The sequence below is a fragment of the Nitratireductor sp. XY-223 genome, from assembly GCF_004959855.1.
Classification (GTDB): Bacteria; Pseudomonadota; Alphaproteobacteria; order Rhizobiales; family Rhizobiaceae; genus Hoeflea_A.
The window spans coordinates 578,995-600,903 of sequence record NZ_SPNT01000001.1; the positions used below are offsets into that span (position 1 = coordinate 578,995).

The window sequence follows — 21,909 nt, forward strand, 5'->3', positions numbered from 1 at the left end:
ATGTTGAACAAACCCGATCGCGGCCTGCGCATTGTTTCCACGGCCAATCCTGTCGGATGGCCGCAGGCGGTGCTGTTCGACCTCGATGGCACGCTGATCGATTCCGTGCCCGACCTGACCGCCGCCGTGAACCGGGTGCTCGAATTCAACGGCCTGTCCCGGCTCGATGTCGACGCGGTACGGCCGATGATCGGCAACGGCATCAAGAAACTGGTGCAAAGGGCATTTGCGGCCCATGGCGTGGAACTGGAAGGCCGGAGGCTGGATTTCACGACCGACCGGATGATGGGGATCTACCGCGAGCATCTGACCGTTTACACCACGCTTATGCCCGGTGCTTTCGTGGCGGTCCGTGACCTTTCGGAAGCGGGCGTTCGGGTGGCGGTCGTCACCAACAAACCGGAGGCCTTCTCCCGGCGGATTGTCGAGCATTTCGGGCTCGGCCCGTATGTCGACACGGTCATCGGCGGCGATACGGGACCGGAAAGGAAGCCGGCGCCCGACATGCTCCTGCAGGTCCTCGCCGAGTTCCGCGTCCATGCGCGCGATGGATTGATGGTCGGCGACAGTCCGGCGGACATCAACGCGGCGCGCGCCGTGCCGATGCCGTCTATTGCCGTGCGCGGCGGCTACACGGCCGTGTCGGCCGACGAACTCGGTGCGGATGGGGTTGTCGAGAGCCTCGCCGATATCGGAACGGCTGTGGACCGGTTGAGGGAACTTGTCTAAGTGCCTGTACGTGCGTTGATATTCGACGTGGACGGCACGCTTGCAGAGACCGAGGACCTGCACCGCCTGGCCTTCAACAGGGCATTCGAGATTGCCGGAATCGACTGGGTTTGGAGCCGCGATCTTTACGCCCGTTTGCTGCGCGTGACCGGCGGCCGCGAGCGCATCCGGTTTTACGCGGACGAAACGGGTGCGGCGGACATCGATTCAGCAGCTCTGCACAGGACCAAGACGGAAATTTACAATGGCTTCATGTCACCGGGCGTGCTGGAGCTGCGTCCGGGCATCGAGAGGTTGATCCGGCGGGCGCGGGACGGGGGGCTGAAGCTCGCCATCGCGACGACGACCAGCCGTGCCAATATCGACAGCCTGTTCGGTGCAACGATGGGAAAAGGTGCGCTCGACTGGTTCGCCTCCATTCGGTCCGGCGAAGACGTTCGGAACAAGAAACCCGACCCGGAGGTCTTCGAACTGGTGCTGGCCGATCTCGACCTGCCGCCGGAGGACTGCATTGTCTTCGAGGATTCCGAGAACGGGCTCAGAGCAGCCAAGGCGCTGTCACTGCCGACGGTGGTCACGCCCAGCATCTACACATGGGACAATCAATTTTCCGCCGCCGATCTGGTCGTCCGGACCGTGGATGAACCCTTCTCGATGCGCGAACTCATGCCGGAAAAGGAGCTCTCCGACATTCCGGAAAGCCTGCGCGATCTTCTTTTCGCTCAGATGGTCTGACGGGCAAGGAAATCCGTCAGCGTGCTCAGGCCGGCAGACGGGAACGCGTTGTCGATTTCGACGCGGATCGTGTCGTCGGCAAGCCGGTCGTCGCCGCAGTATGCAGCGCGCTGTCGGGAATGTCCGTTGCGGCAGGCGAAACCGCGAATTCGGCGATCCGCGGCGAAATCGGGGGCGGTTCGAGCCTGTCTTGACGTCCGTCTTTGCCAGGCACCTGCAATACTCCCCTATCTGCTCCTAGAAGGAGCGCGGCAGTCCCAGAACATGTTCGGCAAGGTAGCTCAGGATCAGGTTGGTGGAAATCGGCGCGACCTGGTAGAGCCGGGTCTCCCGGAACTTGCGCTCGACATCGTATTCCTCGGCAAAGCCGAAGCCGCCATGGGTCTGCAGGCACATTTCGGCTGCTGCCCAGGACGCGTCGGCCGCGAGCATCTTGGCAAGGTTGGCCTCTTCGCCGGGATTGTCGCCCGCCTCATAAAGCCGAATCGACTCGCGCAGCATCAGCTCGGCGGCGCGCATCTGCGCATAGGCCTTCGCGATCGGAAACTGGATGCCCTGGTTTTCGGCGATCGGGCGGTCGAATACGACCCGTTCCTTGGCGTAGGCGGCGGCCGTCTCGATGAACCACTTGGCATCGCCGATGCATTCGGCTGCAATCAGGATCCGCTCGGCATTCATGCCGGACAGGATGTAGCGAAACCCTTTGCCCTCCTCGCCGATCAGGTTTTCCGCCGGAACCGGCATGTCGTCGAAGAAGATCTCGGTCGTCGAATGGTTCATCATGGTACGGATCGGCCGGATGGTCATCGACTTGCCGCGCACCTCCCGCATGTCGACGAGGAGGACCGACAGCCCGTCCGTCTTTTTCGAAACCGCCTCGCGGGGCGTCGTGCGGCACAAAAGCACCATCAGGTCGGAGTGCTCGGCGCGAGACGTCCAGATCTTCTGGCCGTTGACATAGTAGGTGCCGCCCTCGAGGCGCGCGGTGGTACGCAGCGAACCGGTATCGGTGCCGCTGGTCGGCTCGGTCACGCCAAAGGCCTGCAGGCGCAATTCGCCGGAGGCAATGGCCGGCAGATAGGCGCTCTTCTGGGCGTCCGAACCATGGCGCAGCAGCGTGCCCATCGTGTACATCTGCGCGTGGCAGGCTGCCGCGTTGCCGCCCGACCGGTGGATTTCCTCCAGGATCGCCGCGCCCGCCGAGATCGTCAGGCCGGAGCCGCCATAGTCCTGCGGTATCAGTGCCGCCAGGTAGCCGGACCGCGTCAGCGCGCTGACGAATTCCGCCGGATAGGCCTGATCGCGGTCGCATTGCCGCCAGTAGCTGCCCGGAAAGTCGGCGCACAAGCGGCGCACGCCGTCGCGGATATCCTCATTGCCGGTTTGATATTTCATAGCGTTTCCATTGCGTGGTCAGCCCGCGGCAAATTCGCGCCGGATGGCCCGCCCGTGCTCATCCAGTTTCGGGACACGGGAAGGGCGCGGTCCGGCGGTCAGGACCGGCAGGTCGGCGGCCATCAGATCGGCCTTGCCGAAGTGAATTTCGGTCTGCCTGAGGAATTCGTGGTTGGATAGATCCTCGACGCTGGAAATCCTCGCGCAAGCGATCTTGTGGTCGCGCAGAATGACGATCAGTTCGTCGCGGCTCTTTGTCGAGAACACCGCATTGATCGCCTCGTCCATCGCGGCGCGGTTCTCGACCCGCGCCGTGTTGTCCGCGAATTTCGGATCGGTACCGAGTTCCGGGCGGCCGAGCACCGTTTCGCAGAAATTCCGCCACTCGTGATTGCTTTGTATGGCGATCATGATCTGGCCGTCGGCGGTCCCGTATGGCCCGTAGGGTGCGATCACGGGGTGGGTCAGGCCGGTGCGCGCCGGCGTGCGCCCGAGATAGCGGTGGACAAGCATCTGCATGTTCATCCAGTCCGCCATCACGTCGAACAGGGAGATGTGAAGGTCGAGGCCGGTCCCGGTGCGCCCGCGCTGGATCAGCGCCCGCAGGATCGCCGAGAACGCGGTCAGCCCGGTGGCGATGTCGCAGATGGAAACGCCGGCCCGTGACGGCTGTTCGGGCGTTCCGGTCACGGAGCAGATGCCGCTCTCGGCCTGCACGAGCGTATCATAGGCTTTCATGCGTGCAGCCGTGCCGCGATCGCCATAGCCCGAGAGCTGGCAGGTGATCAGCCCGGCATTCTCGGCCCGCAGCGCCGCGCCGTCGAAACCCCGCCGTTCCAGCGCGCCGGGTGCCAGGTTGTGGAGAAAAATGTCGGCATTGCCGATGAGTCGGCGCAGCAGTGCCGCGTCTTCCGGATCGTTGAGATCAACGGCAATGGACTCCTTGCCGCGATTGAGCCAGGCGAACCAGACGCTCTCGCCGTCGGCGCCGTGGTCGTAGAGCCGCGCGAAATCGCCGTCCGGACGCTCGATCTTGATCACCCGGGCACCCGCGTCGGCCAGCAGAAGGCCGCAATAGGGCGCGGCGACGGCCTGCTCCAGCGATACGGCGACAATGCCGTCAAGTTCCCGGTCAAGCATGGCGGTCATGAAAAATTCTCCGTGCGGCCCGCATTTCTTATAGGGGCATTCGCATCCGCGTTACAGCCCCGCGCATGCGGGCTTTTCCCGGCCGGCAAAAACTGCCATGTCTTGTAGGGGAACGTCGGGAGCGTGCACCGTGTCGGACAAGAATGCGGCTGAACTGGATCTGGAACACCTGCGCGGCTGGATCGGCCGCGAGGAGCGCGTGTCGGATGTCGTCACACCGGAACTGGTGCGCCGCTTCAACGCCACCCTGGACATCGAGGCGTCCGTGCCGAAGATCGGCACACCGGCACCGCCGCTTATCCATCTGTGCCTCGCGCCGACCGTTGCGGCAACCGCGCAGTTGGGGCCGGACGGTCACGCGCAGCGTGGCGGTTTCGTCCCGCCCGTGCCGTTGCCGCGGCGTATGTGGGCCGGCGGCGAAGTTCAGTTCCATAACGCCATCAGGGTGGGTGACGCGGTCGAGCGGCGATCGAGCGTTAAAGATGTGGACGTGAAGCCGGGGCACAGCGGCCGCCTTTGCTTCGTGACGGTCGAACACACGCTGTCGGTCGAAGGCACGCCTGCGCTGACTGAAATCCAGAACATCGTCTATCGCGATCCGACCGATCCGTCGCAACGGGCGCGGCCGATGCCGGTTGCGGAATCCGGTGCGCAAAGCCGCCGGATCCAGGTGAGCGCGCCGCTGCTCTTCCGCTATTCGGCGCTGATGTTCAACGGGCACCGCATCCACTACGACCGGTCTTACGCGACCGAGGTGGAGGGTTACCCGGGGCTGGTCGTTCACGGGCCGCTGCAGGCGACGCTGCTGGTGCACTTCGCGGCCGAGCTGAGGGGCCGGCCACCAAGGCGATTTGCCTTCCGCAGCCAAGCGCCGCTCTTTGATGATGGCGACTTTTTCCTTCACGCGGCCGAGGACGGTGACCGCCTCAGCCTGTGGACGGCGCGGGAAGGCGGGCCGGTGGCCATGCGGGCGATAGCTTCCTGGACCTGATCGCCGGCGCCGGAATTCGGTCTTCGCAATCGGATTGATGGAGGTACTGCGATGGATACGGAAATACTCGGGATCGTTGCCGTCTTTATCATGGTGGCGAGCTACGCGCTTGAGCAGCGTCACCCGGTCTTTGTCATCATATTCGCAGGCGGCTGCGCACTTGCCGCATTCTATGCATTTCTCATCCATTCCTATCCATTTGTCGTTGCGGAGGGAATCTGGTCGGTCGTCGCATTTCGTCGCTGGATTGCAGTGCGCGGCGGAACCTGATCTGTCCTGTCCGGTGCGACGCCGCATCGATCGACGTGCCTTGTTCGCCGCATATTGAGGTCATCCGGCCCTTTCGCTTTTCAATCAATGATTGAAATTCTCTCGACGTCGCGGATAGGTTCTCCATAAAATCTATGTGGTTTTTTTGTAATCAGTTGTTTAATTAATACTACAAAAACATGAATGATTTTCATAATTTAATACAGTCATTTTTGCGTCAGTTGTAATAAATTGTGAAAACAATGCTAGACATTTCAATATATTACAAAAAATACCACATTTTGTGAATTTTGTCTTTTTTAAGGCGCATCAAATAATTGACGAACCTTTGGAATTTCTATGAATTAACTTACAGGCAGTTGAAGAGTTGGGCGGCTCGGTCTCGCTATCGTTCACCCGTCTAAGTAGTTTTTCAAAAGTCGAAAAGCGACTGTCGCCAGATTTATGCAGGCCCCAGGGCCGTGCCGGCAATGCGCTGTTTCGCCGGCAGCCACGGGGCGAATGACCATAATTCAACCCGAGCTGGAGTGCTCAGCCATGAACGTTGCTACTACCTATCCGGGCGTCTATGTGCTCGAAGTGCCGAGCGGCGTGCGGACCATTGCCGCCGTCTCAACATCCGTGACGATGTTTATCGGAGCGACCCAGTTCGGTCCGATCAACCAGCCCCGGCGCCTGTTCAATTACTCCGACTTCGCCCGCCAGTTCGGCGAGGATACATCGATCGGCGACATGGCGCGTCACTTGCGCCTGTTCTTCCTCAATGGCGGCACGGACTGTTATGTCATGCGCATTGCCGCCGGGGCGACGGCTGCGACGGTGCAGCTCCAGGCGGCCGACACGACGCCGGTTCTGGAACTGACGGCCCGGCAGGCCGGACGCAGCGGCGACATGGTTCGCGCGCGCGTCACCTACGATTCCAGCCAGCCTGAAACGACGTTCAATCTCGAGCTCTGGCGTGCGGAAACACTGCCGGCCGGCGGTACGACCCAGGCCGACCTCGAGACGTTCCGAAACCTTTCCATGAACCCGGCAAGCCCGCTTTACGCGCCGGACATCCTGACCCAGCAGTCGAAACTCGTAACTGCGGCGGAAATACCCGCCGGCGGACCGACGGCGGGCTTCTCGCAGGCCGGGCGGCCGGTGCCCTACACGGACGCAACGCCGGTTGAAATCCGCGATCGCATCGAGGCGGTCCTGGCCGATCACGGGGCCCTGCGGCTTGCGGTCGCCGGCAGCGTACCGGTGGATGTCGATCTGACACCGGCGAACGTGCCGCAGATCGATCCGGTGGGTGACGGGCTGACCTCGGCGCAGGTGCTGACGGAATATGCGACGCGGCTGACGGCTCTTATCAACACGGCGCTGGTTCCAGTCGCACGGACCGTGACGGTCTCGTTCGAGGCGGGTCCGACGCCGGTTGCCGGCGACGGCGACAACACGGCGCTGCTGCGTATTACCGCGGACGATGCGGATGCGAGTGTGCATGTCGTGCCCGCACCGGACCCGGCCGACATTGCCGTCCACCTGATGATCGGCGGTGAGCAGGGCGGTCTCGAGATCGGCGCGTTCGCGGCGACACGGCCGGCGCCGAGCGGTCTGGCGCTTTCGATGGATGCGGCGAATCTTCTGACGCTCATGGGCGCCCAGCAGGACGCCATACAGGAGGTCAGCCTGCCGGAACGGCAGCCGGACGACTCATTTGCTCCGGTTTCCATACCGGTCGATCTGGAAATGACGGCGGCGGCGGAGCCGCTGTACCGGGCAAGCAACGTTGCGTTCCCCGGAGAAAACGCCAACGGCGTCCGGCTGGCGCTAGAAACCATCCGCGACGCGATCAACGACTATCGCGATGCGCATCCCGACACATTCCCGTGGGCCGCGAGCGTTGCCGGCCTGCGGCTGCTCATCCAGCCCGAGGGTGAAGCCGGCGACCTCTTCACCGGAGCGTTGACATCCTCGGACGGTGGCGGTGCCGGCCTCGACCTGGGGCCGCTGATGGTCGAGAACGTCAAGAACTACGTCCTCGGCGCCGGAGGCACGCTCGGCCTGCAGACGCCGGGGGCTGCCGGGTTCGACGGCAATCCGCCGACCGCCGACGAATACGAGGACGCGTTCGATATCATCGACAGCGAGGTGGATATCTTCAACCTGATGTGTCTGCCGCCGACGGCCGGATCGGCACTCGACATGGCCGATATCTACCGGCCGGCGAGCGTCTTTTGCCAGCGGCGCAGGGCATTCCTGCTGATGGATCCGCCGATCGGCTGGAACAACGCCCAGACGGCGAGCACCGGCGTGTCGGCGCTGAAGATCGGCCTCGTCAAGGATCATGCCGCGATCTACTATCCGCGCCTCCAGATCACCGAGGACGGGCGGCAGCACTTCGTCGGGCCCTCGGGCGCCGTCGCCGGGCTGATGACCCGCATCGACGGCTCGCGCGGCATCTGGAAGGCGCCGGCCGGTACCGAGGGCGACATTCGCGGCATCAGCGGCGTCGAATATCCGTTCTCCGACATGGAAAACGGCATCCTCAACCCGCGTGCGATCAACGTCATCCGCCAGTTCCCGAACGGCATCGTGTCCTGGGGCGCGCGTACCATGGACGGCGATGACAGTGCCGGTTCGGAGTACAAATATGTGCCGATCCGGCGGCTGGCCCTGTTTATCGAGGAGAGCCTCTACCGGGGCCTGCAGTGGGTCACCTTCGAGCCCAATGACGAACCTCTTTGGGCGCAGATCCGGCTGAACGCGGGGGCTTTCATGCATACGCTGTTCCGCCAGGGAGCCTTCCAGGGGCAAACGAAGAACGATGCCTATTTCGTCAAATGCGATTCCGAGACAACCACCGCGACCGACCAGAATCTCGGCCGCGTCAATGTGTGGATCGGCTTCGCGCCGTTGAAACCCGCCGAATTCGTGATCCTGCGCCTGCAGCAGATCGCCGGGCAGATCGAGACCTAGAGCGAGTTGTGGCCAGCTTGAAGCATTTGATGGCGGAAAATCGGCCCATCGGCGTCGTTGCGCCGATTTGCCGCCACCCTGGAAAGGAAGAAGATGTTGAAAACCAACGTTGAATGGGCCGGGCGATTTTGGCCCCTGGCGTCGTTGGCTTGCGCTTGTGGTGGGTTGGCACCACGGCGCGCAACCCGCCTAGCCAGAGACCAAAATCGCCGCGGTCAAATGATTCAACCTGGCCACAACTCGCACTAGGAGGCAGACAATGGCACAGTTCACGGTCAATACGCACCGTTTCGATCCCTACAAGGCCTTCAAGTTCCGGGTCAAATGGGAAGGCCGCTACGTGGCCGGCATCAGCAAGGTCTCGGCGCTCAAGCAGTCGACCGAGCCGATCAAGCACCGCGAGGGCGGCGATCCGTCGACGCAGCGCATCATGCCGGGCACGCGATCCTTCGAGCCGATCACGCTGGAGCGCGGTGTCACCCACGACACGGAATTCGAAGACTGGTCGAAGCTGGTTTACTCGACCGATGGCGACGCGTCGATTTCCCTGAAGAACTTCCGCCGTGACGTGATCATCGAACTGCTCAACGAGCAGGGCCAGATCGCCAAGGTCTACAACGTGTTCCAGTGCTGGGTATCCGAGTACACAGCATTGCCCGAGCTCGATGCCAACGGGACAAGCGTGGCGATCGAAAGCATGGTCATGCAGAACACGGGCTGGACCCGCGATCTCGACTTCGGCGAGCCGACGGAAACCTGACGCCGCCGGCGATGGCGTGCCGGGGCCGGCCCGGCGCGCCGTCAATTCCCGAACCCTGCCGTCACGCTTGATGAGGGAGGATCATCGCTGTGCAGCAAAGCATTCGGCGGCAACATGCCGTTCCCGGCCTGCAGGGCCGGGTGGAGTGGATGATAACCGGCCGTCCGGGCGACGGGGCGCGGCTTGTTGCGCACCTGGTCGGCGAAGATGATGCGCGGACATTGCCGGTCAGTGCCCGCGACGCGGTGCTGTGCGACCTTTACAGTGAGATATTCGGCCCGCATGTCGAGGCCAGCCGCCGCTGCAGCCATTGCAGGGAACCGTATGATTTCGATTTCGTCCTTGCGGATGTCGTGGCGAGCCTGTCCGAGACACCGAAGCCGGATTTCGTTCGCGGGCTGACCGAAGCGGGAGACGCACGGCTTGAAAGCGGGCATGTCGTACGCGCACCGACGCTGGAGGACGAGGAAGCGGTGGCCGGTCTCGAGGTGGCGGCGGCCGAGCGAGTACTGCTGGACCGCTGCGTTGATGCCACGAATACCGACGCGCCGCTCGACGCGGAGACGGCCGGTGCGGTGCTCGAGTGGCTGAGCCCGATGGTCGACCTCGATCTTCGGGGCACCTGCCCGGAGTGCGGCACCACCGAATCCCTGCGGTTTTCCATCGAACATTACCTGGTCCGGGCACTGGTCGCCGAACGCAGGCAACTTGTGCGCGACACCCATCTGATCGCCGCCGCCTATCACTGGAACCTCAACGAAATCCTGGATCTGTCGCGCAACGACCGCAGGCAGCTGGCGGCCCTTGTCGAGAACGACCGCTTCTCCGCCCGCAGCGGGGTGAGCCTATGACGGGCTATTTCCGACGCCTCGCGGAACGCGCCACGGGCGCGCTCGAAAGACCGGTGATCCGGCCGGTTCTGCGTGCACGGGACGAACCGCCGGACGTTCCGCCGGAAACCATTTCTCTCCAGCCGCCGCGGCCGCAATCGCTCCTTCCGATAGAGAAAGGCGACCCGGATCCGGTTGAGGCAGCAGCGGAGGAAAACCCGGAGCCGCAAGAGAACCTGCGTCCCGTCGAAACACCCGTCCGGCCGGAACGGCCTGTCGCACGCCAAGGCAAAACGGAGAAAAGTCCCGTCGACAGGAAGCCGCTGGCGGACCCGGAAAAGACCGCGCCCCCGCCGATCGAGCCGGACGACGCCACCGTCCTGCAGCCCCGTAAAACGTCGCCGGAGCCGGCGGCGCCGAACCCGGAATTGATCGAAACAAAGCCGGTCCCGCCGCAACGACGGCGCGCGCCTATGTCAGCAGTACCTGTTGAACCACCGAGCTCCGTGCAGCCCGTTGCCGACAAAAATGGCATTCCAACGCCGGCGGATATTGTTTCGCCGCGGCCCCGCCATGTGCAGCCCGACATTCCGCAGCCGGTTGGCGAAGAAACCCCGGCAGCGGAAACGCCGCCGCCTGTCAAAACACCATCCGCGGAACCTCTGCTCGAGCCGCCCGTGCGATCCGAACAGGCGATGCCGGCACCGGCGCCGGACGTTCACATCGGACGGCTCGAGATCGAAGTGGTCAATGAGGAACGGCCACGGCCGAAACGCTCGCGCGGGTTGCGGCGACCGCGGGCAGGATCGGCGCGGCGCACGCGCCGCAGCGCATCCGGCTCCGGATTGGGGTGAGGGGACAAAATGAGCCTTCTTGACCTTTCCCTCGTCACCCGTTCCTTCACCGAGTTCGTCGCCCGGACCATCGAACTGTCGCCCGCCTGGCAGCCCCGCGCGCGGCCGACCGTTTCACCGCTGCCGCCGGACCAGATGGCGGTGGCGGGCCTTTCATTCTACCTCTATCACGTGACGGAAGTGCCGCAGCACAAGAACCCGGCGCCGGCCGCCGTCGGGTCCGATGCGATCCGTTTCACGCCGATGGCAGTCGAACTGCACTACCAGATGTCGCCGGTCGCGTCCGGCCAGACCGCGGCGGAAATGCACGAGGCCCAGCTTCTGTTCGGTTGCGCGCTGAAGGCGCTGCACGATGCACCCGAAATCAACGACGAGACGGCTGTCAACGGCGCCAATGTGTTCGACCTGCTCGGCCTCGGCGGCGCCGACAACCGGTTCCGGCTACAATATGTGCCCGTCATGGCCAGCGACGCGGTCAATTTCTGGACCGCGGGCTCCAGCGCCATGCGGCTTGCCGCCTATTACAGCGCGGCTGTCGTCTATCTCGATCCGGAAGCGATTGCCGCCCGGTCGGGCCGCGTCCTCAGCTACTCCATATCGGCCTTCCCTTCGGGTTCGCCATTCGTCTCGTCCTCGGAATCGCAGACAACCTTCACGCTTCCGGGCGGACAGGCGCAAACCATCACCACAAGCCCGGCCGTGGTGCCCTACGGAGGCGAACTGGTGCTGACCGGAGCCAATTTCACCGGCGAGCGTGTCGATCTCTTGCTGCGTGGCAACGGCGATGACGCGCCCCGTGTCGCCGATGCCGGATGGGCCATTGTCGCCCAGCCGACGCGCCTGTCCGCCCGCGTCGCGCGGACCGCCGACGGGAGAATCATGCTTCCCGGCGCCTATGCGGCGAGCGTGCGCACCGGGCGGACGCTGTCCGGCCGCATGATCACGTCGCGGTCCAATGTGACGCCCATCCAGATCACGCCGGCAGTCGATCTCGTCACCGATCTCGGCGGCGGCCTGTTCCGCATCGACGGTGGTCTCTTTGCCGATCCGGACATCGCGCCGGAGGACGTCGAGGTCCATGCGGCCGCGGAACAACTGACACTGTCTGCTGGAGCGCCGGCTGCCGGGGAATACCAGGTTGTCAGCGCCGACCGGATTGAACTGCAGCTTCCGGCCGGCTTCACCAGCGGTACGGATGTCCCTTTGCGGATCCTGGTGAACGGTGCGGAAACGCCACCGGTCTTCGTGAGGGTGCCATGACTGCGGGCGCGGGACAGACACCGGGCGCCGAAGCGCTGTTCGATCCGGCCCTTGGGAACCTGGATACCACGCTGGCCGCTCTCGTGGTGCGGCGGGTGCGGCTGGCCGCGGCGGGCCGGGCCGCGTTTCTGCATCGGCTGTGGAGCGAGGAGGAACGGGACAACAATGCCCGTCCGGTCGACCGTCTTGCCAGGCAATTGGACAATGCGGAGGCGGAAGCGGCCTTCCGTCAAGAGGATCCTGAGGCCACAGCGCTGACCCAGGCCTCGGACGAGACCGCGGCACTGCTTTCGCAGTTCAGCGATCCGGCGTATCGCCGGCTGGTCGACATATTCGGTCTCGATGACGCGGAACAGGCGCTGCTCCATATGGCCCTGGCCGCCGAGTACGATCCCACCATCGGGCCGCTTTTAAGACATGTTTCTCTCCATGAGCGGGCCGATTATCCAAACGATGCGCTGGCCGCGCGGCTGTTCGGCGGGCAGGCGGCCGGGTTGTGGCGGGCGGACGGCCCGGCGGCACGCTGGCGCATTCTGATTCGCGAGCCGATGGGACCGGACCTTCCCGAACGTATCGCGGTCGATCCTTCCATCCGGCGGTACCTTGGCGGCGAAATGACGATGCCGGACCAGTTGATGGGCCTGGCACGCATTGTCGGCCCGCGGGAGCCGCTCTCGGGCTGGCCTGTCACGCAGACTGCGGCGCGGCTGTCGCGCATGCTCGAAGACCGGCGCGAGGAGCCGGTTACCGTTGCGGTACACGGTCAGCCCGGCTCCGGCCGAAAGACATTCTGCGCGGCGGTTGCATCCGAACTCGGGTTGTCGCTGCTTGCATCGGATCTGGATCGGGCGGCGTTGACCGCGCTCGAGGATGTCGCAATCGCGGCGCACCGGCACGCGTACTTCGCAGGTGCGGCGGTGCTGCTGGAAGGCCAAAGCACCGGCGCGGCGCGTTTGCCGGTCGATCTTGCGCCGTTCCCCTTGACATTTGTGGTCTCGGGTTCCCCCACCGATGCGTCTCCGGGCCAGGCCGGCCAACCGTCGCGGCCGACGATCGCGGTCGATCTCGGGGTTCCGGGCGTCGACGAACGGGCGGCGCTCTGGCGGCGGTTGTGCCCCTCCTCGTCGGCCTGGCGACAGGGCGAGATCGAAATTCTCGCCTCGCGTCACCGGACCTTGCCGGGGACCATTGCCCGGGCGGCGGAGACCCTTCCGGCCAGCGGATCCGAGGCGGGTGAAACGCTGCGTGCGATGGACCGGGAGCGCTTCGGGAGCCTTGCCCAGCATGTTGCCTGCGCGTTCACCTTCGATGATCTGGTGCTGCCCGAGCGCCCGCAACGGCAGATCCGCACGCTCGTTCACGAGGCGAAGGCCCGCGAACGCTTCTGGGAAAAACCTGGCGTCGAGCGGCTGTTCCCGCAGGGGCGAGGGCTGACGGCGCTCTTTGCCGGGCCGCCGGGAACCGGCAAGACCATGGCCGCGCAGGTCATCGCCGCTGAACTGGAGCTTGACCTTTACCGCGTCGACATGTCGTCGCTGGTCAGCAAGTATATCGGCGAGACGATGGAGAATGTGCAGCGCATACTCGACATCGCCAGGTCCGTCGATGCGGTCCTTCTGTTCGATGAGGCGGACGGATTTTTCGCCCGCCGGACCGAATTGAACAATTCCAATGACCGTCACGCCAACCAGGACACCGGCCATCTGCTGCAGGCCATTGAAGCCTATCCCGGCATTGCGCTGCTTGCCTCGAACCGCAGGCGCAATATCGACGAGGCCTTCACGCGGCGGCTGCGCTATATCGTCGAGTTCCCGCCGCCGGACGAGGCGGCGCGGCGGCGCATTTGGCGGCAGATCCTCGCCGAGGTCTTCGGCGCGGCGACGCTCGCCCGGCTATCCGACCCGGTCGACCGGATTGCCCGGCGCGTCGATGTCACCGGCGCGCAGATCAAGCAGGCGCTGCTGACCGCGGCATTTGCCGCCGATGCCGACGGAAGCGATCTTGACGTCGCGCATGTGCTCGACGGGATCGACGCGGAGCTGATGAAGGACGGCCGGGCGCTGACCGCCCGCGATCGTGCGAACCTGGAGGCCGGGCAATGAGCGGGCGGCCGACACTGGTTCGCCGCAGGAGCGGCGCGCGGGACCTGAAGGAAGCCGCCAGGCGCAAGGCTTTGCCGGCCCGCGGAAAGCAGCGAATGGAGCAGGCGGCGCCGGCACGCCAGGACGTGGTGCGCGAGCGCGAAGCGCAGCGCTATGCCGACGGGTTCATGCGCGAGGCGCCGAGGACCGGGCGCGCCATGGAGAATGTGGCCGGGGGCGGCCGACCCTTGCCCGAGGACCTGCGGGCTGCACACGAGGAGCGGACCGGAACCGACCTTGGCGCAGTCAGGGTCCATGATGACGCGGCTTCCATGGAAGCCGCCGGCACGCTCGGCGCGCGCGGCTATCAGGAGGGCGAGGCGATCCGTCTCGGCCCGTCGGCGCCGCGCTCGGGACCGGCACGCGAAAAACTCATCGCCCACGAGGTCGCGCATGTCGCACAGGCGCGCAGGGATGGTGCGGCCGGCGGCGCGCCGCGGCTCGATCCGGAACCGACGCTGATGCCGTCGGTTCCGGCGCCGGAGGTCTTCCGTTCCGATTTTGGCGTCTCGCTGACGCTCTATTTCAGCCAGGGGTCTTTCCTCCTCGGCGCATCGGGCCTGCGCGCGCTGAACCGGGTTCAGCAGCAGCTGCGGGCCATGCCCGATGCGGTCGTCAGCATCGACGGGTTCGCATCGGCCGAAGGCACCGACGAATTCAACCTGCGCCTCTCGGAAAACCGGCGGCAGACGGTGCGCGCGCTGTTGCTTGCCGGGCTCGGCTTTGCGCCGGACGTCTCGGGGACCGGCCACGGGGAGTCGCAATCGCAGGAAACCGATGTCGATCCGGCCGAGCGGGAGCGTTTCCGGGCGCGTCACCGCCGCGTCGAGATCACCATCGTCAGTCCCGCGCTGGCATCGGCGCCGTCGCCGGAGCCGGATGAACCGGCCGTTCCGCCGGTGATCACGGCACCGCGCATTCCGTTCCGCCCTGAGACCGATCAGGAGCGCCTCGACCGGATCCTGCGCATGCCGGTCATCACACCCGAACCGACGACGTTTTCCGTCTGCGGCGTCTGGCGCGACAGCACGCGGCGCTGGTTCGACCGCCGGCTGCGCGACCTCGGCGTCGGCGACGGCATTCGCGGCAGGCTTGTCGATCTCGGCGTCGGCGCCGTTGAGAGGCTTCCCTTCACCGCCGTGGAAGAGGCGCTCAAGGCCGGCGAGGTCGGAGGCACGGAGCGCCGCGCCATCATGTCGGCGCTGCGGGCCGCCTGCCGGCAGGAGGTGCGGCGATGAAACGGGCCGCCGTCCGTATCGACCGGCTGAAGATCCGCCTTGCCGGCGGCGCGGACCCGAAACCCTTGGCCGACGCGGTCCGTCAGGCGCTTGCCGAAGTGCCGCCCGAGAGGCTTGCCGGCGTTTCGGCAACAAACACGCGCAGGCTCGAGCGGCGTGCAGGCGAGAGCACCGCGGAACTCGGCAGGCGGATCGTGCGCAAGGGCATCGGGGGTGGATCGTGAAACGGGCGTCCGACACGAAGCGGCCGGCTCCGCGCATTCGGCCCGGTCCCAGCCGCCACGAAGAACAGGCGGTGGCGGCGGCGCGGGCGATCGACGCCGGCCGTCCGATCCCGCGCCTCGATCACGCGCCGGCAGCGGCCAATCTTGCCCGGCCCGGCGGCGGACGGCCCCTGGACGCCGCGTTCCGCGGCGCGGCCGAGCGGACATTCGACGCCGACCTTTCAGCCGTTCGCCTGCAGACAGGTGCGGACAGCGCGGCCTTACGGAACGGCGTTCCGGCGCTCACGGCCGGTGCGGACATCCATGTCGCCTGCGAGGAAAACCTGAGGGGAGAGGCGGGCCGTTCCCTGCTTTATCACGAGATCGCGCATGTGCTGCAGCAGACGGGCGAGCGCGGGCCCGACGGGCGGTTGCGCGCGACCCGTCGGTTCGGTTCGGGCATGCCTTTCGCGCTTGGCGGACCGCTGCAAGGCATCAACAAACCGAGCAGGGAAGACCTGGTCAGCAAGCTGATCGAGGTCCACCGTACCGGCGACGGCGGCGCGGAGGATGCGGACCTTGAAGCGGTCGTCGGCCGAATTTCCGGAGAGTTCGATCCGGAACGCGCCGGTGGCTCCGCGCTCAGCGCCGAGGTCCGCGCCGGCGAGATCAGCGGAACCGGCAAGCCGCTTCATCAGCTTTCCCAGCGTGCCCGCGGCCTGTTGTTCGACGTGCTCAAATTCGGCGGTTTCGACATCGGCGCGTCGACACTGTTAACCGGTGACATCGATATTCCATCCGTCGCCGGTCACCCGCATTTCTATGACGCGATGAGCGCCAATGCGACTGTCATGGATGCGCTGACGGTGCGGGTCTTTGCCAGGGGCAGACGGCTGCGGCAGTTCATTACGGTCGCTTATCCGCGTGCCGTTTGGAACTTCCTGATCGATTTGCCCCGGGGCAAGCAGCCGATCTACGGGTTCGAGGCGTATTTCAACGCACTTCTGGCCGAGGTATCCGACTGGAATGTGCTCGGGCGCAACGAGGCCATCCTCTATGGCGCTTACCTGGTCAATTCCTTTGTTGCCGACTACGACGCGATGATCGACAGGGTGCGGCTACAAACAAGCCACCTCAGCGGCAACCGTGTTCAACGAAAGGTGCTGATGGCCAGCCAGATCGGCGCATGGGCGACTGCGATGGCGGACGCGCTCGAGCTGTTCGGCGGTCAGACATTCGTCATTGAGGCCCATCGGCGCACGGCTATCCTGGCCGAGCGCGCGCGTGAATTCTGGACCTCGGCGCATGCCCGGGGTCACGAGACCTATCTGGCGGCACTCAGGCAGGCCGAGGAGGGAGGAAGCTTCCCCGAATCGCCGGTCGTCGCCATGGTCCGCAACCGCCTCCAGACGGCGGGGCTTCGCCTTCTCGCCACAACGCGGCAAGGTGAACTGCCGCCGGCCAGGGTGGACAGGGCCAATCGACGCAACTTCCGTCGGTCGGTGGAGCAAGTGATCGCTCAGATCGATCGGTTCGTTTTCGACCATCTGCCGAGGGCCGACGAAGAGTTCGCCGAGGCTCACGTTGTTGCGGGAGCCTTGCGTCTGTCCATGGACCGGCTTTTCGGCGCTCTCGATTTCTATAGCAGCTTTGCGGCCGAAGCCGAGGGAGAGGCGCTTCAGGACGTTCGCATCGCGAGCCGCATCAAAATGGCGCGCGAACTTGCGGTATTTGCACGCATGCTGCGATCACGTGCGCTGGAGCGCCGGACCGGAGACGTGCTTTCCGGACGCGACATTCGCAGTTCCTCGCTGGTGCTGCTCAGCGCGTGGGAGGAGGATCCAAGCACGCCGGTCGGCGCCATGGCGCGCGAGATCTCGACCCACACGGAGGCGGGCGATGCGCATCTGCCGATCAGCTTTTCCATCGGCGAGGGCGACGACCGGCGCAATGTCTACCTGCCTTTGACCGTCAGCGACCTGGTCGGCATCTACCGCCTGATGTACACCCGCCGGCTGGCCAATGCGCTTTCGCGCATGCTGGCCTCAACCCAACCGGAGGAAGACGACAACCAGCGCACGATTATCCAGCGGGCCTACGGCCAGGCACGCGGCGACGACCGGCCGATGCGCTGGAAGGTCAACACATTCGAATATGTCGCCTATGAGGGCGACACGAGGTCCTTCAGGCAGCTCGTCGAGTCGCATGGGAGAACGGATACCGAGCTTGAAACCCAGGTCGCGACAAACGGGGTCGTCTTATTCCCGGATCACCCGGCGGGCGGCGTCTTTGCGTGGCTCGTGCCACCGCTCGACCCGCTCATCCGTGTTCTGCGCCGGGTCGACCTTCTCAACCAGTTGATCGAGCGAGCGGGGTTTGTGCCGGCTTCAGAGTTATCAAACGGCGACTGGATGCGGGCGCTCTCCTTTGCGGCAGAAGACGAAGGCAATCTCGCCAGTATCCTGGAGACGGTGCCGCTCACGCTCGGCAATCTGCAGAACACCGAAAACGAAAGGCTGGCTGCGCTCCTTCCGCTCGCCGTCTCCTATGAGCGCCGGCGCACCGTTCGCAAGGTGAAGGACCTCCTGGCCGCCTATGTCGGCGACAATCTCAAGAAGTATGGTGCACCGAACGATGCGCAATATGCCATCGAGGACTTTCGGCGCCTCGTCACGCCGGATGAGCTGACCCACGAGGGTCAGACGTTCAATCACGCCAATGTGCAGCTCGCCATATTGATGCTGACGCTCGCCGAGGACATCGAGACGGCTTTCAATCCGCAGTTGATCAGCGGCTTTGAGTCGCTCGGCCGGCGCAGCGAGACACGGTTCGACATCATAACCGGCTTCACGCCGATGCTTCGCCTCGCCCTTCGATCGTCGGTTCCGGGCCGTTCGGGCCAGCTCCTGAAACTGATGAATGCAAGCGAGCGCGCCGATCTTGATATCTCAGCCGCGCGCCGAAAGCTGCGCGGCGTGCTGCGTCAGTTCGAAGCCGCGGCGCGGGAAATGTCCGCGCGGCTGGCGCTGATCAGTACCGGCACGTCGCTGAAAAGCAACCTTTTTGCCAGCGAGATACCCGTTTCCGAAGAGCCTTTCTTCCATGACGGCAAGCCGGTCCAGATCGTGCGGATTTTTCGGCCGTTCGTGTTCCTGCCCGCCTATGGGCGGGGTGATCAGGAGGTGCTGCCGCCGACACTGCTCGATGCCGAACGTGAGCCCATCGAGCGGTCGTCGGATATCGTGCTGGTCCGTATCCGCATCGCCAATGGCCCGCCGATCGACATCACCGCCGGGATGACGGATAAGGACATTGCCCTCCTGATGTTCCTGAACGACGCGATCGCCAACCGCGCCTTCCACCTCTCCATGGAGGGGATCGGCGAGGCGATCGAGGAGGCGGCGCTGCTGGCACTGGACGCGGCGGAGTTCATCCCGGGGGCCGGTCAGGCCATCATGGTCGGACGCATCATCTTCGAAGTCGGGCAGTTCCTGCTGTCGGACGAGTTTGACGACATGCTCGCCGTCGTACGTGGCCAGCCCGTCGAGGAACTGATGGCGATCGCCGAAAACCTGGCGACCGACTTTTTCGATACCGACGTCATCTGGCAGTTCCTTCTCTTCAACGGCACGGCCATCCAGTATCTCGACGAGGTGCGCAGCGATCCCCGGCGCGAGCGCGTGCGGCGGCGCGGACGGGGAAGCAAGTTCTCGCGGATCGTCATGAGCATCGGCCAGATCCCGCGCCATCTGTACAAGCGGCTCAATGCCGTGCGGGCACGGACCGTGCCGCGGGTCCGGAACATCCAGACATTTGTCGCCTCGCATCCAAATGTTGCAGGCGGACTCGAAATCGCCGCCGCCTTCGCCCGCGGCGTGCCTGTCTTCGGTCTCGATCCCCATGAGGTGCGAGGACTCCTTCAGGCGGCGGAGGATCCGGAGGCATCACTCAAGGCGAAATTGACGGGCATGCTCGATGCAATCGACAAGTTCGAGTTGCCGGACGATCCCATCCCCAATGACCTGATCATCGCGGCGATGATCGAATTCATCCTGGAACGGCTCAAGCGCATGGGCCGTATCGGCAAGGCCATCCGGGTTGTCCTGCCGATCCTGCGGGTGACAGGGGCGATCGACGAAATCGGTCAACAGCTCGCCAACGCTATGGCCGGCAGTGCCATAGATCCGAACCTGGTCTGGCAAAGAGAGATCAAAGAGAAGGTCGGCAAAGCGTTCAAGGAGGCCAAACAGGAATTCGTCGACACTGCGAATGGGCGGCTCGCCCGTTTCGGCCTGGAAACCATGCCGGATGTGGGTGACGTTAGCTTTGATGAGACGCCGCTGCCCGAGATGACGCCTGATGCCAGCCCGTTGCTCGGCGACGGACTGTACGCCGAGCCGCTGGCACACCTCGACACGATAGGCCCGGGACGACCGCTTTCGCGCCGGACCCTGATGCGGGCGACGCGCGAGTTCGGCCATGATCTTTCCCATGCGCGCCTGCACACCGGCAACGATGCTGCCGGGCTGACCGCGCGCTACGGGGCGCTCGGCCTGACGTCCGGCAGCCATATTTTCCTGCGGCCGGGTCTGTCGCCGGATGCCGGCGAGGGGCGCAATGTCATGCGCCACGAGTTGGCGCACGTGATCCAGAACACAGGACCGAGCCCGTTTGGCGAACACGGCTATCGCCAGCGCCACCCGGTTCTCGGGCAGCCCGGCAAGGGGTTGCGGATCGACGGGAGGCGGGAAGCCGAGGCGGACCGGGCAGCGTCGGCGGCAGCGGCACCCGGCCACCGCATCGGCAATCCGGTCGACGCGGGCAGTGGCGGCGGACCGGGACTGGCGCCGGCGCTCGGCGGGCGGTTGTTCGCTGACATCCTCACCCGGTTCACCGAACCGGCCGACATCGAGAATTTCGTTGCCGGGGTTCAACGGGAGGCGGAAACGAGGGCGACCGCGCCGGGTGTCGTCCATGCCCGCAGCATCTGGCGGCAGGTCAAGGCGGCATTGTCGAACAGCCGCAAATCGCGGTTCCGCGGCCACACCCGCACCGACGGGGTGCCGGATCTCATCCGCGACCAGATCAACACGGGGCGCGGCGCGCAAATCAGCAACCAGATGATCGCCGTGCTCGCGTCCCGATCGCAGCGGCCCGCATACCGTCGCGGGCAACGGGTGCCGCCGGGGGCGCCGCACACGGAGCTCAACCCGGCCGCGTTCGCCAATGCGCTCGAGGCCTTCGTCTTCGGCTTTACCGGAATTGCCATGAGCATCCGTCTCGAGCGCGGGTCGGAACGGCCCGATGTCTCGCGGGTGACGGTCTATCTCGTCGACCTCGGGCGCCTGGAGGACGACAGCCATCCGCTTTGGCAAAAAGCGCTGTCGGGCACGCCGCAGTTGGGTACGGTCACGCCGCAGGACAAGGAACTGCTCCTGCGCATAGCGCGCCTGCGCCGGCCCAACGAAAAGATCCTCGCGTCGCGCCATTTCAGTCTGGACGATCAATTCGTGCTCCGGTTCAGAAGCCTTAAGAGCGATGCCGCGGGCGTGTCGGTGGCGCCGTGGGTCCAATACACGACCGTCGACGCGGAGAACCCGGGAACCGGGACCGATCACCGGCTGCGCCTCGGAACGCACGGACAGCTCACCGGGATCGGTACGCCGAACAGGGAGTCCCACCACATCCCGCAATTCGTGTTGATCGAATATTTCAGAAACGATGCGGCGACACCGATGTTCGAAGATGCTTCCGACAGGCTCCCCGGCTTCGAAGCCAATGAGAATCCCGGTCGCTTCAGCGACGGCAGCAACTCGATAAATCTCGAAACGCTGCACTCCGGCAGCGGCCGCGGCAACGGCATGCCGGCCATCCTGCTCGCAGCCCGGACCCACAAGATGGGGCGCCTGCATATCGGCGGCAAAAGCGCGTGGGACAGCCAGAACGACACAAAAAAGGCCCCGTCCACCCAGAGCGATCAGGTCGCAACGCTCTTCCGACGCAGCGCAATGCGTCATTTGCGCGGCATCGGAGCACCAACGGGCGGCGACAATTTGACCACCGATTTCTCGCGTGTCGCCGTCTGGGCCAACCGACCATCGAACCGCAGGCGGGCCAAGCCGCAGGTCTTTGCCGCCATGCAGGACACCTATCACTGGATGTACCGCGACGTTATGCGCCCGGCGCTGTCGCGGGCGCTGCGGACGGAAGAGCCGAAATTTTACATAGCGGCGGCGCTGCAGGCGCGCGGCGGATCGGCAACGACGCTCGACCAGCGGCACGATCCGAGCCGCGACCTCGACCGCAGCAATGCGGTGATGCGCGAGGTCGACAACATGCAGACGTCCGGCCGCTACGAAATCCGCAATTTCCGGCCGAGTGTCTAGGAGG

15 protein-coding genes are annotated in these 21,909 nt (G+C 64.9%); 13 read left to right on the forward strand and 2 right to left on the reverse strand.

Annotation, left to right across the window (positions count from 1 at the left end; genetic code table 11):
- Complete coding sequence (gph, locus tag E4M07_RS02565; protein ID WP_136656714.1) at positions 1-729, forward strand: phosphoglycolate phosphatase; 729 nt, start codon at positions 1-3, stop codon at positions 727-729.
- On the forward strand, positions 730-1,464 hold the full coding sequence (locus E4M07_RS02570; RefSeq protein WP_136656715.1) for an HAD-IA family hydrolase: 735 nt from the start codon (positions 730-732) through the stop codon (positions 1,462-1,464). It abuts the gene before it with no gap.
- Between the two features lie 237 nt (positions 1,465-1,701).
- On the opposite strand, the gene E4M07_RS02575 is transcribed toward E4M07_RS02570, so the two are convergent.
- Both E4M07_RS02575 and E4M07_RS02580 read right to left on the reverse strand, forming a co-directional pair.
- On the reverse strand, positions 1,702-2,859 hold the full coding sequence (locus E4M07_RS02575; protein ID WP_136656716.1) for an acyl-CoA dehydrogenase family protein: 1,158 nt from the start codon (positions 2,857-2,859) through the stop codon (positions 1,702-1,704).
- A gap of 18 nt (positions 2,860-2,877) precedes the next feature.
- On the reverse strand, positions 2,878-4,008 hold the full coding sequence (locus E4M07_RS02580) for a CaiB/BaiF CoA-transferase family protein (RefSeq protein WP_136656717.1): 1,131 nt from the start codon (positions 4,006-4,008) through the stop codon (positions 2,878-2,880).
- Between the two features lie 130 nt (positions 4,009-4,138).
- On the opposite strand from E4M07_RS02580, the gene E4M07_RS02585 reads away from it, so the two are divergent.
- The 11 genes from E4M07_RS02585 (at position 4,139) to E4M07_RS02635 (ending at position 21,905) form a co-directional block, all read left to right on the forward strand.
- The gene (locus tag E4M07_RS02585; RefSeq protein WP_246660339.1) at positions 4,139-4,999 is read left to right on the forward strand and encodes a MaoC family dehydratase N-terminal domain-containing protein; all 861 of its coding nucleotides are present in this window, start codon (positions 4,139-4,141) and stop codon (positions 4,997-4,999) included.
- 51 nt (positions 5,000-5,050) lie between these two features.
- Positions 5,051-5,269 carry a hypothetical protein gene (locus E4M07_RS02590; protein ID WP_136656719.1) on the forward strand — a complete coding sequence of 73 codons (219 nt, stop codon included), beginning with the start codon at positions 5,051-5,053 and terminating at the stop codon, positions 5,267-5,269.
- A gap of 537 nt (positions 5,270-5,806) precedes the next feature.
- Positions 5,807-8,233, forward strand: coding sequence for a phage tail sheath C-terminal domain-containing protein (locus E4M07_RS02595; RefSeq protein ID WP_169054061.1), 2,427 nt, complete (start codon positions 5,807-5,809; stop codon positions 8,231-8,233).
- A 259-nt stretch (positions 8,234-8,492) separates the two neighbouring features.
- On the forward strand, positions 8,493-8,993 hold the full coding sequence (locus tag E4M07_RS02600; protein WP_136656721.1) for a phage tail protein: 501 nt from the start codon (positions 8,493-8,495) through the stop codon (positions 8,991-8,993).
- A gap of 89 nt (positions 8,994-9,082) precedes the next feature.
- Entirely contained in the window at positions 9,083-9,844 is a 762-nt protein-coding gene (locus E4M07_RS02605) for a hypothetical protein (protein ID WP_136656722.1), read from the forward strand.
- Positions 9,841-10,677, forward strand: coding sequence for a hypothetical protein (locus E4M07_RS02610; protein ID WP_136656723.1), 837 nt, complete (start codon positions 9,841-9,843; stop codon positions 10,675-10,677). The genes E4M07_RS02605 and E4M07_RS02610 overlap by 4 nt, the downstream gene beginning before the upstream one ends.
- A gap of 9 nt (positions 10,678-10,686) precedes the next feature.
- Positions 10,687-11,937 carry a Pvc16 family protein gene (locus E4M07_RS02615; protein ID WP_136656724.1) on the forward strand — a complete coding sequence of 417 codons (1,251 nt, stop codon included), beginning with the start codon at positions 10,687-10,689 and terminating at the stop codon, positions 11,935-11,937.
- Positions 11,934-14,039 (forward strand): ATP-binding protein, encoded by a 2,106-nt coding sequence (locus E4M07_RS02620; RefSeq protein ID WP_136656725.1) that lies wholly within the window; start codon positions 11,934-11,936, stop codon positions 14,037-14,039. Before E4M07_RS02615 ends, E4M07_RS02620 begins: the two co-directional genes overlap by 4 nt.
- Positions 14,036-15,316, forward strand: coding sequence for a DUF4157 domain-containing protein (locus tag E4M07_RS02625; protein ID WP_136656726.1), 1,281 nt, complete (start codon positions 14,036-14,038; stop codon positions 15,314-15,316). Before E4M07_RS02620 ends, E4M07_RS02625 begins: the two co-directional genes overlap by 4 nt.
- Positions 15,313-15,540: a hypothetical protein gene (locus E4M07_RS02630; protein WP_136656727.1), complete on the forward strand. Its 228-nt coding sequence runs from the start codon at positions 15,313-15,315 to the stop codon at positions 15,538-15,540. The genes E4M07_RS02625 and E4M07_RS02630 overlap by 4 nt, the downstream gene beginning before the upstream one ends.
- On the forward strand, positions 15,537-21,905 hold the full coding sequence (locus tag E4M07_RS02635; protein WP_136656728.1) for a DUF4157 domain-containing protein: 6,369 nt from the start codon (positions 15,537-15,539) through the stop codon (positions 21,903-21,905). Before E4M07_RS02630 ends, E4M07_RS02635 begins: the two co-directional genes overlap by 4 nt.
- The last annotated feature ends 4 nt before the right edge of the window (positions 21,906-21,909 follow it).